Origin of the sequence: Alkalihalobacillus sp. BA299, from assembly GCF_017745675.1 — a bacterium.
GTDB lineage: Bacteria > Bacillota > Bacilli > Bacillales > Bacillaceae_F > Alkalihalobacterium.
The window spans coordinates 45,708-58,955 of the sequence record NZ_JAFLJM010000017.1 but is presented as its reverse complement, the minus strand read 5'-3'; the positions used below and the strand labels follow the sequence as shown (position 1 = coordinate 58,955).

Annotated in this window: 15 protein-coding genes; 2 read left to right on the top strand and 13 right to left on the bottom strand. The window is 34.5% G+C overall.

Annotation, left to right across the window (positions count from 1 at the left end; translation table 11 throughout):
- Positions 1–7 precede the first annotated feature (7 nt).
- The 11 genes from J0N78_RS19635 to J0N78_RS19585 form a co-directional block, all read right to left on the bottom strand.
- The gene (locus J0N78_RS19635; protein WP_209124824.1) at positions 8–874 is read right to left on the bottom strand and encodes a class I SAM-dependent methyltransferase; all 867 of its coding nucleotides are present in this window, start codon (positions 872–874) and stop codon (positions 8–10) included.
- Positions 871–2,796, bottom strand: a complete 1,926-nt coding sequence (locus tag J0N78_RS19630) for a motility associated factor glycosyltransferase family protein (protein WP_209124823.1) — start codon at positions 2,794–2,796, stop codon at positions 871–873. Before J0N78_RS19630 ends, J0N78_RS19635 begins: the two co-directional genes overlap by 4 nt.
- A gap of 51 nt (positions 2,797–2,847) precedes the next feature.
- On the bottom strand, positions 2,848–3,174 hold the full coding sequence (locus tag J0N78_RS19625; protein WP_209124822.1) for an S-Ena type endospore appendage: 327 nt from the start codon (positions 3,172–3,174) through the stop codon (positions 2,848–2,850).
- A gap of 174 nt (positions 3,175–3,348) precedes the next feature.
- Positions 3,349–3,681 (bottom strand): S-Ena type endospore appendage, encoded by a 333-nt coding sequence (locus tag J0N78_RS19620; RefSeq protein WP_209124821.1) that lies wholly within the window; start codon positions 3,679–3,681, stop codon positions 3,349–3,351.
- A 622-nt stretch (positions 3,682–4,303) separates the two neighbouring features.
- On the bottom strand, positions 4,304–5,356 hold the full coding sequence (gene pseI / locus J0N78_RS19615; RefSeq protein ID WP_209124820.1) for a pseudaminic acid synthase: 1,053 nt from the start codon (positions 5,354–5,356) through the stop codon (positions 4,304–4,306).
- Positions 5,353–5,910 carry a UDP-4-amino-4,6-dideoxy-N-acetyl-beta-L-altrosamine N-acetyltransferase gene (gene pseH / locus J0N78_RS19610; RefSeq protein WP_209124819.1) on the bottom strand — a complete coding sequence of 186 codons (558 nt, stop codon included), beginning with the start codon at positions 5,908–5,910 and terminating at the stop codon, positions 5,353–5,355. Before pseH ends, pseI begins: the two co-directional genes overlap by 4 nt.
- Positions 5,907–6,824, bottom strand: coding sequence for a PseG/SpsG family protein (locus tag J0N78_RS19605; RefSeq protein WP_209124818.1), 918 nt, complete (start codon positions 6,822–6,824; stop codon positions 5,907–5,909). The genes pseH and J0N78_RS19605 overlap by 4 nt, the downstream gene beginning before the upstream one ends.
- A gap of 11 nt (positions 6,825–6,835) precedes the next feature.
- On the bottom strand, positions 6,836–7,567 hold the full coding sequence (locus tag J0N78_RS19600) for a cytidylyltransferase domain-containing protein (protein WP_209124817.1): 732 nt from the start codon (positions 7,565–7,567) through the stop codon (positions 6,836–6,838).
- 8 nt (positions 7,568–7,575) lie between these two features.
- Positions 7,576–8,757, bottom strand: coding sequence for a UDP-4-amino-4,6-dideoxy-N-acetyl-beta-L-altrosamine transaminase (gene pseC / locus J0N78_RS19595; protein ID WP_209124871.1), 1,182 nt, complete (start codon positions 8,755–8,757; stop codon positions 7,576–7,578).
- 16 nt (positions 8,758–8,773) lie between these two features.
- Positions 8,774–9,742, bottom strand: coding sequence for a UDP-N-acetylglucosamine 4,6-dehydratase (inverting) (gene pseB, locus J0N78_RS19590; protein ID WP_209124816.1), 969 nt, complete (start codon positions 9,740–9,742; stop codon positions 8,774–8,776).
- Between the two features lie 107 nt (positions 9,743–9,849).
- A complete protein-coding gene (locus J0N78_RS19585; protein WP_209124815.1) occupies positions 9,850–10,764 on the bottom strand; it encodes a BMQ_0737 family morphogenetic spore coat protein in 915 nt (304 codons plus the stop codon).
- A gap of 507 nt (positions 10,765–11,271) precedes the next feature.
- On the opposite strand from J0N78_RS19585, the gene J0N78_RS19580 reads away from it, so the two are divergent.
- Together J0N78_RS19580 and J0N78_RS19575 are read left to right on the top strand one after the other, a co-directional pair.
- A complete protein-coding gene (locus J0N78_RS19580) occupies positions 11,272–11,529 on the top strand; it encodes a hypothetical protein (RefSeq protein WP_209124814.1) in 258 nt (85 codons plus the stop codon).
- A gap of 95 nt (positions 11,530–11,624) precedes the next feature.
- Positions 11,625–12,092: a transposase gene (locus tag J0N78_RS19575; protein WP_209124813.1), complete on the top strand. Its 468-nt coding sequence runs from the start codon at positions 11,625–11,627 to the stop codon at positions 12,090–12,092.
- Between the two features lie 99 nt (positions 12,093–12,191).
- Here J0N78_RS19575 and J0N78_RS19570 read toward each other — a convergent pair whose 3' ends face one another.
- A complete protein-coding gene (locus J0N78_RS19570) occupies positions 12,192–12,617 on the bottom strand; it encodes a class I SAM-dependent methyltransferase (protein ID WP_307794982.1) in 426 nt (141 codons plus the stop codon).
- A gap of 225 nt (positions 12,618–12,842) precedes the next feature.
- Complete coding sequence (locus tag J0N78_RS19565) at positions 12,843–13,241, bottom strand: hypothetical protein (RefSeq protein WP_209124812.1); 399 nt, start codon at positions 13,239–13,241, stop codon at positions 12,843–12,845.
- Between the last annotated feature and the right edge of the window lie 7 nt (positions 13,242–13,248).

Sequence of the window (13,248 nt, the reverse complement as noted above, 5' to 3'; positions counted from 1 at the left end):
CTCTTTCTTACAATTTTTTTTTTCTAATGATGGCTAAACCTGAATGAGACTGCCTTTCAAAGTGAACCGAACAACCAGTAAAGATGTCAATTAAATCTTCCGACTCTAAGCCGATTGAAGTATATGCATAAAATGGCTCTAAACTAGCTATTGCGTCTTTAGTTAGATTAAAGGTAATAATAATACCATCATCGGAAAGGACTCTTACGATTTCACGTCCTATTTTTTTTCGTAAAGATTCATCAAGAACGTGCATAAGAAAACCAAACATCAAAATCACATCAAATTTTTTATCTTCAAATGGTAGTTCATCTGGATATATTTCCATAAATTGGATACTAGAGTCTGAAATTTTCTTCGCCTGATTAATAATAGGCTGATAGACATCAATACCTACTAAGTTTCCTGGTAACGCTCCCCACTCTTGGAACGACTTTAACCATTTTCCATCCCTGCACCCTATATCCATAACAGAAGCTTTTTGAAAATCGTCACAGCCATAATCAGAAAGTGTCTTAAGCAGTTTCTCTTCGGCTAATTGCCTATGAAATAAATAATAAAAATCATCGATTTCAGTAACTCTCTCTATCCATTTCATAAAACGTTCTTTTTCTTTTTTTATTCGTTCGTCTTGCTCTTTTTGCTCAATTAATTCTTTATTCGGAAGAAACTTTTTCCATCCTATTTTTTGATACTGATATAAACTATTCATGATGTGATCCATCATTTTTTCCATATTAAGATTCACTGAATTAATAAAATCTTTGTTTTCCATCATTTCTTCGCGTGACCATAACACATTACGCATATCTTTCGATTCTGCCTTTATATCTTTTAATAGACCTTTTATTTGTTCTTTTTCTTTAGCATTCATTGGTGCTCCATTCCTTCACATGATGTAATTTCCACTGTAGAAAGCTTTTCAATAGCGACCTGAAAATTTCTAACGAGACTTTGACAAATGACAGACAAGTTCTCAAATAATTTCATTTGAAATTGTAGAGCATAACGAAGTTTCTCGAGAGTATGGATAACACCTAATTCATTGATCTGATAATATCCAACCATAATCACTTGTTGGAAAAACATATTGTGTACACCAGCTCGAATAAATTTCATTATATGTGTACTATTTTCTATGAATGCATTACGTAATAATTCGATATTTTGTGCTTTAGATCCATCGAGTAACTGTTGAATGATCGCCTTTCTTTCCTCCGTTAACTGATTAAATGCACGAAAGATTTCGATACATTTTTTTAGTTCAATTTTTAGGTTCTTAATTTTATTCTTTCGATCCTGTATATTTACATTTTTTTTACAATCGTTTAGTAAGGTATCAAGTCGGTTTAACTGTCTATTTTTGCAATATTGTTCAATAACGTTTGTTAATGAATCGTATGAAGTTCCTTTGATTTTCGCCCCGCCTTTCGTCGTATTGATGGCTGTTACATGTGGTGTCTGCTCTATTAACCGTTCAAGACCTTTTCGGTACCTCTCCCATATTACGTTTGATGGAACAAACGGAACCTCATTTCCATCCATATAAATAATTGGTAAAGATTTCAATTTTTCGATATACCCTTTTCCTTCATCTATATACTTTGAATGTTTACTATGGGTCATTCCATCTAATCCATAGGCAAAATTTTGTCCGACAAACACAATTGGATTAGCTCCCATGTAGTCAGCTAATTCATAGGCAAGATGTGAGACGTTTACACCTCCAGATAGTCCGCTTCTATCACCAGTAATTTGATTAAACCATTTGCTCGTCGTCTCTAAACTTCGAAAAATAGGTACTTTTGGACCTGCAAAAGAAGCAAACGTTCGTGGATCGGCAACAGCGAGCGCAAGTAAGGCAATGTCCTTTGGGTATTTCCGATTTTGAAAATGATATAAATAGCTATCAGGCGTACGTTCAGATACACAAATAGCATCCGGTTTAATACCATTTTTCATTAGTGGAACAATAGCGGACTCGCAACAGAGAATCAATCCTTTTCCTTTCACTTGCTTTAATTCATTTATACTTTTGTCCAAGGAAGGACCATTTGCTACAATAAAAGCTGGAACATTAGCAAACTTATCTTTTAAACTCGTTAAATACGGATTCTCCAACACAATCTTAATATTTTCTATCATATTATGAAATCCAAGCAACGAATCATTATGACTACTGCCATATGCAAAAATTTGTTGTTTTAGCCGATCAAAAATATGAGACTGTATGTTAAGATACTCCATTTTAAACAGCCTTGAGCTTGGAGTAAATAGAACAGAAGGAACAGTTAAATGAAATACACTATTTGTTAAAATTAAATGTTGGAAATTCTCTGAAAAATCATCTGGTGAACCAAGAAAAAAAATACATTTATTGTGCTTGCGAAAAATAGGCTCTAAATCAAAATAATACAGCATTGCGATAAATATATGGAGATTTTGTTCAAACACAACAACAAAAGTATCCTCGTGCACCCTTTTTAATAATTCTATTAATGGGTAGCCAAAGCCACATCCGTACACAAAAAGCGTACTCATCTCATTTAGAGGCAACTGATTACACCAATTCTTTGCCTCATCCCATGGATATTGACTGTTAATATGTTGTACTCTCCCGTCTTTTTTGTTCTTGCAAATTGGAGCGCCTTCCTTCGTATAGACAATATCAATTGATTTCTCTATTTCCTTTAGATTAACCTTAACTATTTGTTGTTTGACATATTCGGGAAAGTACTGTAAGTTTTTTTGAAACAACTTATTTCTTTCGGATAAGTCTACAGATAACTTTGACATAAACTTTACAACCCTTTCATATAAAAAACTTACAATCTTCATTAACTAGCTTTAAAACGGATTAAAATTAATCGTTATATTCAATTCACCTGATGCAAAGCTGCCGCCTGAATCCATTCGGAGCGTATCCACCCCAATAACGACAAATGATTTATACACGCCTTCTTGCACAATTAAACTAAATGGTAGCAGTCCACCACTTCGTATAAAATTTACGGTCACAGGCCCCTTAGAAGAACTATTATTAAGAACATAACCGCTGAGCGTTGCTATTTGATCGGAGGCATAAGGAAAAATAGGCGTATCAACCGTTTCCCATTGTATGCTGATTTGATTAGGAATAATACGCGGTGAGCAACATTTATTCGAACAAGACATCTGAAGCCCCTTTCTCTTTACGAAACGTAACTTTTGTCAAATTAACTATTACAAAGATTGATATATCATATGAAAAAAGAAGGCATTGGTTAACTTCATTACCCTTGTATTACTAAAATAATGAATACACCTAGAAAGAGGGTGTCCATATTAATGGAACACCCTCCATTTTTATTAGAGCGGATTGTTGTTTATAACAACATTCAAATCACCACTTGTTGTAGTGGCGGTAGTAGCGCTTATCGTGATATTATCTGCTCCAAGAACGAAAAAACTTTGATATTTACCAGGAGTTACATCAATAGTCTTCACCACAACTGTATCATTTAAGAAGTTTACTCTTGCAGTAGATCCACCTGCGTTAGCCATTACATATCCTGCTAATGACGGAATATCTGATCCATCTGTACCGTCGAAAAAAGTAACAGAAGTAGAACTTGTCGCTTCAAATTGAATTTGAACTTGATTCGCCGTTCTTTCTGGTTTTGCAAAAAGTCCGTTTGCCATGTAAATCCCCCCCTTTCTTGCTTGATACAATAATATATTAAATTTTGTAAGATTTGTCTCAGACATTTAACCTAAGATGTTTGTGGAGTTTTGGAAACCATTGAAATAGAAAAGAGGGTATCTCAAAAGCCTAGTATTTGAGAACACTCTCTTAATTTTAATTTGGAAGAAAATCGCTACTTTTTGTGGATTGTTATTATAGGAGTGAGAGACTACCAATCTTTGCAATAACGAAAATACAATCCTTTCAAAGAAAAAAAATAGGCGTCGAAAAGATAGATGGGGCGACTAGAGAATAGAATAATGATGAGGAATGAGATAAATAGAATGGTACAAACAACAAGCGAGTTGCCTTTAATTAAGAGGGACAATACTATGTTTCAGTTTAAAGAACGTACATGTACACCGAACGCCATGGTTGTCCTTTATAAACATCTCTTGATCCATAAACAGGGATTCCAGGTGTTAAATCGATCGTTAACAAATTTTCTGTACCACTTAAGAAATTTACTGTTGTAACATTAGCACTCGCGTGACCATCACATATCCTACCATTGCAGGGACATCCGTTCCATTGATTCCATTGAAAGCAGTCACAGTCGTAGTAAGCATATTAAAAGTATTATAAAATATGATCCCATGATAAGGATGTTCCTCTCTTTAAATCTTTCTTGGCCGTTTTGCCAAGAATCATCTCATAATATTTAGGTTCAAGTCCAAATCCTGGTCGAATAACTTTTATATTCTCCTTTGTAAACGGATGTCCCTTTTTAATGTTTTGTGAAACATAAATAGATCTTCTAAATTTTATCGATGATTTTTCCGCTTCAGTTGGTCCATAATGGACTACACCTAAAGATTCCCAAGCACGCTTTGATTCCTCAACTAATAATTTCATTTCATAAGGCTCTAGAGAAAATTCTGCATCAACTCCCCCGTCTGCTCGTGAAAGAGTGAGATGTTTTTCGATAACTGTTGCACCCAGTGCCACACTCGCAACAGCAACACCGACTCCCATCGTATGATCCGATAAGCCAATTTGACAATGAAATAGCTTCTCCATATGCGGAATAGTTAAAATATTTGAGTTATTCGGTGTAGCTGGATATGTGCTAGTACATTTTAAAAGAACTAAATCCCTACACCCTGCCTCCCTGGCTGTACATACCGCTTCATCAATTTCAGACACTGTTGCCATTCCTGTCGAAATAATCAGCGGTTTTCCAGTTGATGAAACTTTTTTGATTAATGGAAGATCTATATTTTCAAATGAAGCAATTTTATACATAGATACATGTAATTCTTCAAGAAAATCAACAGCTGTTTCATCAAAAGGCGTGCTAAAAGGTATCATTCCTAATTCTTTGGCTCGTTCAAAAATAGGTTTGTGCCATTCCCAAGGAGTGTATGCTTGTTGATAAAGCTGATAAAGTGTATGATCTCTCCACAGACTATTGCTATCTTTAATTTTAAATTCTGGATTTTCTATATTTAAAGTCATTGTATCAGTTGTATAAGTTTGAATCTTTAACGCATTTGCCCCTGCTTTCGCAGCAGCCTCAACAATAGCTAACGCACGTTTCAAAGACTGACAATGATTTCCGGACATTTCTGCAATAATAAAAGGTTTGTAATTTTGTCCAACCTTCTGGCCATCAACCACAAAATGATTCATATTTCAAATTCCCCTATCAAATGTTGAATTTGACTTTTATTTTCTATCCATTCTTCTTTATATAAAGCCATTAAAATGACATCTGTATATTCATCTTGTTTAATAATTTGTTTTTTTAACACAGCTTCTATTTTAAATCCTAATCGTTGATGGTAACGAATGCTTCTTTTATTAAAACTTATAATTTCAGCACATAATTTACAGATATTTTTCTCCTCAAATATAAAATTTAGTGCTAAATACCCCATAACAGTTCCTAATCCTTTGGGCGCACGTTGATCACCAATAAAAAAACCCCAAAAACATTTTCTATTATCAAAATCTAAATTCGTAAAATTTACTACCCCTTTAGGCTCATTATCAAAATAAAAGATCTTTACAATAGTTCGATTGTTTTTTTTTAATCTATCAAACCATGTTTTATGTTCACGTAATGAAATGGTTTGATCTTGAAACATTTTTTTTCGGATATGATCCTGATTCCTCCAATTTAAAACCATCTCTAAATGTGATAGATTTAAATCTTCTAACCTTGTTCTTCTTAATAGGTTCACCGTAATTCCTCCATAATCATGTTAGCAACAGGATAAGCATGAATAATTTTTGGGTTTACTAGTTTTGAAGCACATTCAGATATTAATTTGACTTTCTCAGGATACATCATTAGTTCCCTCACTGTCTGAAGTATATGTTTAGAGGTAGTTTTGTGGTAAAAACCTAAATTAATCGTCCCCAAAAACTTACTAACCGTGTTTGTTAATTGTTCCTGATTATCAGATACAATAATTGTTATTGATGGAACTCCTAAATAACATCTTTCCCATGTTGTCGTGCCACCAGATCCGATTATTAAATCTGCTTCATTCATTAATTTTGCCATGTTTGATACTTGGCAATAAAAGAAAAAGTTAGAGTATCGATCACAATATTCTTGAATTACACCTTTTATTTTATTAGATGAACCTACTACTACATTGACTATTGTATTTATTTCTAATAAAGCTAATGCATCCAAAACCTTGATTGTTTCATTTGTAGGGTCTGATCCCCCCATAAAAACGAGAATGTTTTGAATGATCCCATTGCAATTACGTTTTAGAGGATAAGCTTTAATAAACTCTTCCCTTATTAACACATAATTAGGACCATAATAGTGATCAATAATTAATACATCTACTATATATGTTTGATTTTCTATTACAAATCGAGTTTCATAAACATCTTGTTGCCAATTTTCCTTATACCACTTAAAAATATTGTTAGACTCACTAGTCTTCACTTTAGATAAGGGCTGAACGTTATAGCCACTCTCTTTAATATAGTTGTTTAAATCTCCCTCAAGCTCCCTGCATATAAATGAAATATTAGCACCCATTTTTTTAAGCTGCCCTGCTAATGTTAAACATCTCATTACGTGACCTGTTCCAATTGCTACTGATGAGTCAACTCTAAACACAATATTATTCATTAAAAACACAACTATAGCTTTTTTTGTTTAATATGAGTGTTAATCTCCACCCATTTAGGGTTGTCTTGTAATATATGAATAACATCTTCTAATGTAAAATACTTATTTATTGGATACAATGTTTCAATTATGTTTTTAATTAATAAAAAATCCTCCTCTGTATCTACTGTCCACCTATGATGTTTGTTGACACAATTATCTGTAATATTTCCTAATCTAAATACTTTTGGATTATTGCATATATAGGCTGTTACATGCTCTCGATCATGTTGTTTTTGTGCTTTTGCATTTACTGCTTTTAAAGCTCCATAAGACATCACCTCAGTATCCAATCCACGAGGATATGTCCGGTTTAGTGTATTCGAAACATAATCATACTGGTCACTATTTTCCAAATAACAGTTAACAACTTTATCAATAACATCCGGATCGATAATTGGGCAATCTGATGTTAAGCGAACAATCACATCTAAATTAAATGTTGTCGCAGCTTCATAAAATCGTAATAATACATCTTCCTCAGAACCTCGAAAATAAGGAGTTGAAAGTTGCCGGCAAAGTTGAACGATTGGGTCATCTTTCTCATTTTTAGTTGTAGCAATAATGATTTCGTTTAGTGTTTTCGCTTCTTTAACCCTTTCATATTGATATTCAAGTAAAGGTTTATCTAGAACTTTTTTTAACACTTTGCCAGGAAGCCTTTTGGATCCCATCCGCGCTTGAATAATCGCACCAACCTTCATTCTTCCACCTACTTTCGGTAATAGCCTATCGTTCTCTTTATGGCTTCTATTACACTATGAACATCTTTTTCACTCATCGAAGGGAATAACGGCAATGTAATCATTCCTTCAAACAGCTTTTCAGCATGTGGACAAATGCCTTTTTTATACCCTAAATTTTGATAATAAGGTTGGTAGTGAACTGGAATATAATGAACATTAACTCCAATATTTTGTTGTTGTAAAGCATCAAAAATTTCCATTCTTGATGCTGTTAATTTGTCTAAATTTAGTCGAATAATATATAAATGCCAGCTAGAATCTCCATCTTCATGTTGAAACGGAGTCACGATTTCGTCTATATGTTGAAAAGCTTCATTATACATTTGGACATATTTTCGACGTAATTCAATAAACTTATTAAGCTTCTTTAACTGACTGGTCCCTAAAGCAGCTTGAATATCAGTCATACGATAATTGTAGCCAAGAAATTGCATTTCATAATACCATGGACCATGGTTTCCCTTTAATTTGTCTTTGTCTCGTGTAATTCCATGCGAACGGAATTGCAATAGATTTTCATAGTACTCTTTATTATTCGTTGTAATCATACCACCTTCACCTGATGTAATATGTTTGACTGGGTGAAAGCTGAACATCGTCAAATCACTAATCGAACCTACTTTATTTCCTTTATAGGTTGCGCCTAAGGCATGAGCAGCATCCTCAATAACAACAAGATGATGTTTTTTAGCAATTTTTAAAATGTGATCCAATTCAACAGGCTGACCTGTAAAATCAACTGGAATAATTGCTTTTGTTTTATTAGTTATTTTTCCCTCAATTTTCTTAGGGTCAATATTGTATGTTCTTGTATCAATATCTGCAAAAACAGGCTTTCCACCTTGATATAGTACACAATTTACACTCGCAGCAAAGGTCATCGGTGTTGTTATCACTTCATCTCCATCGCTAATTCCCGCTGCAAAACAAGCACCATGAAGTGCTGCAGTACCATTTGAAAATGCAACAGCATATTTTGTGTCAACATATTGGGCTACCTCTTGTTCAAATTCTTCTATTTTTGGCCCTGTTGTTAAATAATCACTTCGAAGCACCTTTATAACAGCTGCAATGTCCTCTTCTTCAATCCATTGACGACCATAAGGCAAATAAGTCGGTCGAACATGAGGAAATTTATTTTCCAAAATGATAACACCTCTTAGTCTAAATATCTTTAATGAGCTTTCTTAAATCTTCAATAGAGAGCCAATGAGTGTTCGTATCACTTGTATATTTAAATCCTTCAGGTAATCTCTTTACATGATTTTCGTACACATGTGACCACCATGGGAATTCTGGTTGAATGACGTAGTACGACTCAAATTCAACAGTATTTCGTGCATCATTTTCGGTAATCATCGCTTCATGGAGCTTTTCTCCTGGTCGAATTCCAACAATATCTATTTTACATTCCGGAGCCATTGCTTTTGCTAAATCTACTACTTTCATACTTGGAATTTTCGGAACGAAAATTTCTCCTCCATTCATTCGCTGTAAGCTATCTAAAACAAACTGAACACCTTGGTCAAGTGTAATCCAGAAACGGGTCATTCTTGTATCAGTAATCGGTAATACACCTGTAGGACGAATTTTCTTAAAGAACGGAACAACACTCCCTCGGCTGCCAACTACATTTCCGTAACGAACAACAGAAAATCTTGTTTCTTTATCACCAACATATGAATTAGCTGCAACAAATAGTTTGTCTGATGCTAGTTTCGTTGCTCCATATAGATTTACTGGAGAACAAGCTTTATCAGTACTTAATGCAATCACTCGTTTCACTTCCCGATCAATGGCAGTTTCAATTACATTTTGGGCACCTTGTATATTCGTTTTCACTGCTTCAAATGGATTATACTCACAAGCTGGAACTTGCTTCATCGCAGCTGCGTGTATTACAATGTCTACACCATCAAATGCACGAAATAACCGTTCCTTATCACGTACGTCACCTATGAAAAATCTAATTTTAGATTCTTTAAACTCTTGTGCCATTTCAAACTGCTTGAGCTCATCACGACTAAAAATAATAATTTTTTTAATATCATATTCGAGAGATTTTTTTACAAACTTCTTCCCAAATGAGCCAGTACCACCTGTTACCAATATGGTCTTGCCTGATAACCCCATCTCCATCATCCCCATTGTAAATTCATAATCTCAACATAAAATTCATTGCACCATTCCTAATACCATACATAGTTCTATTAGTTTATGAAGAAGAAGGAAATGAGTGATTAATTAGAACCCCCTTTAGGTACTTTTTCACATATCCTCCCTAAAATCCCTACAATCGTTTCGGCAGTTGTTGTAACACTTTGACATATCGATATGATAATTACAATTTCCACAAAGGGGTGGCACCCATCCGAAGATGGAATAATAAAGGCTTCACAGCCGAAACTAATAATTTCACACTCAACTTTTGTTCCAGGTGGCGCACATAGGGAGACTTTTTCAACTTCATTAAAAGGCACTGTGCATGTATTACACAGATCTCCTTTCTTATTAAAAAATTGTATTGTAATAAACCCTTTTTTCAGTAATACAACTTTATTTAAAGTGGTAATTTCCCGATTTGAAAGGGGGACTTGAAAGTTTTCCCGGTCATTTGAGAATTCTTCGCATATAACAGCCCCAGGGTCTAATGGTCGAAGAGGGTTACCCTTGGAATCCGATAGAAAACAATTAATATTTTTTAAATCCAATTCATCAGCTAATACAGACTGGTAATGAAGTAAGAGCTTAAATTCGCCAATACAGAATCCGGTATCAGTTGGATTCCCATGACATAATAATTCGACAGACTGTATGTTAACAATTGTCGTACAAAAAGATTGTCCCTCAGATAACGTAGCTACGATGTCCCCATTAATAATTATTATTAATGGATTATTACAGCCAGATGTATAATTAATGGTCAGGCTTCCAGATATATTGTCAACCCCTGCTTTCCCCCAGATCATTGTCGGCGTAGTTTTACTACAGGGGATTTTGAAAGGACAAGTTACACAGTCAGTAAATGGCTTTTGTTGGTCAATACAAATTTTTTCTTTTAACTTTATCTCTGAAGACAGTGTTACCCAGTCATACACTTTTTCTACTTGAATACAGTGCGCCTTATAGTCCGTAAAACATTCCTCTTTATCCAATTGGTTCACTCCTCTCTAGCCAGTTTATATTTATCTTATGTGCGACATTATATATGTTGACTCTATAGTCCCAAAATGAACTTGGTGTAATCGTCAACCCAAAAGTTGACCATGTCGCTCACGTAAAAGTTGACCACCCTCTTGTTACTTCGAATATGTCTCTTTAAGACGATAGCTCAGCACCCCATCCCCATAATCGAGTAGGAGAGGTTAATACCCCCGACCTCTCACACCACCGTACGTCAATCAGTGGTCAACTTGTCGCGATTGACGGTACAAAATTAAAGGAAAACTGCTCTAAAAAGCAACATTTCAATGCCAATATTGTCAGTAAGAAACTAGATCATATCGATGAAAAAATCGATGCATATTTACATGACTTTTTAAACAGAAGACAATCGCCAAAAAAAGCCAGGAAATCACGGAAAAATTAGAGGTCTATCAAGAGAGAATGCACGAGCTGCAGTTAATTAAACAAGAACTCAAGGAAACAGGTGAAAAACAGCTTTGTATTACCGATTCGGATGCCAAATCTATGAAAAGCATGAAGTTTGCTTTAATGTTCAAACAGCGGTGGACAGCAAGTATAAACTGATCGTAGACTGCGATACGGTCAATGATGTTAACGATCAAGGGCAGCTCTCCAATATGGCGAAGAAAACAAAGCGAGTTTTCCGTAATCAAAAAACACAATCCTGGTCGAGACAGGCTATTATTATTACCTTGAAATCATCGACGTTGTCGACGAAAGCACCGAACTCTTAATTAAGCCTCAAAAGGGAAAGCAAAACAAAGTAGCAAGCGGATTTGATAAAGAGAACTTTGAATATGATGCCATTAACGATCAATATATTTGCCCGGTGGGTTATGAATTACCTTTCAAATGGAATGGAAAACAAAATGGGAAAGAGTACAGGCGTTACACTTGCGAAGCCTGCGATATTTGCGGTCAAAAAGAATCCTGCACGTCTGCCAAAGGCGGAAGAGCGGTAACCAGGCTGAAAGACGAAGAAGCGATTGAACAGATTGCCAAAAATACGTGTAATCAAAGTGATATTTATAAGCAAAGAGCGGCAATCGTTGAGCACCCTTTCGGGACGATGAAACGTGGTGAGCTGAAACAATTCCACGGATTAGATCGTGCCAAGAGGGTACGGTCTAAAAAGCATGGCTACACAAGCCAAATTGACTGCATTAGCGGTAAACTTAAAGAGGATACGACCATACTATCCTCTTTAAGTATTACTTATTATCCATTTTTGTTTTCTATTTTAGTTATTTTTATTAAAAATAGCTACGATACGAAAAAACAGTTGAAAATCAGTTAAAAAGAGATGACTTTTCAGTGGCCTCTACCTGTCCCCCGTGTCCCAATTTATACGCTTAACAATGTCAAAAAAGGCTTCTGCTGCCCCAACTCCACTAATTCATTCCTTTTTAAAAACTCTAATTGTATATAACTCTAATCCTGCATTTTTACAATTATTTTCTTCCAATTGCTTTAATCCAAATTTCTCAAAAATATTTTTGTGATTTCTAGGAAATAGTCGCCAATGTTTGGATTTTTCCGCTTCTATAGTAATGAGATAAGTTTTGGTGATTTTGGCTATGTCTTCAAAGATCCATTCACTATCTGGATGAATATGTTCCAACACTGCCATTGTAAAAACCATGTCATAATGATCAGAAGGCAATTCTTTAATTATATTCTCTATCGAAGAATGAATAATTTTAGCGTTTTGATCTAATACTGGATACATTTTTTTGAGTGCAGTAATTGCTTTTTCACTTATCTCAATTCCAGTCAAGTTTTTAAAGTCATGTTCATATAGATAATTTAAATTTCTTCCTATATTGCATCCAATCTCAAGGATTTTTTCGTCTCTCTTTATATATTTATATATTCAGTTAAAAACTCACTTCTTTTCAAAGGCTTACTATAAGGCTCAGGTAAACTTTGATTGATCCAAAGTCATGGATTTCATTAAGCGTTCTTATTTTTTTCATCGCTCATTTTCCCACCTTTCTTTTAGAAAATAAAAATACATTTACCTTATAGAAACTTCTATATCAACCATCTAGCTAATTAATCTATCAATCAATTTTTTCAATCGTTCTCCCGATAGGGCTTTATCAAAATAAGCATAACTAAGAAAGCTCTCTCTTTTCTCTTTGACATAACGTGCCCAGTTAGGATTACTAAAATAGTTTATGATCATTTCAGCTAACTTTTGGGGATTTTTTTGAACTAGATCATCTAAATCGTTATAGTAACTAACATAACTTGGCAACTCACTATCTAAGATAAAGACAGATTTATTTGATAACATCGCTTCTAAACCTACCGTAGATTCATAAGTAACTACACAATCAACATAAGGAAGAAGATCATAAAGTTCAAAAGCACTTGATGAATGAACAAACGGAAATTCCTTTATAAGAATATGTGAATCTGTACTTGGGAAATCTTTAATCAAGATGTTT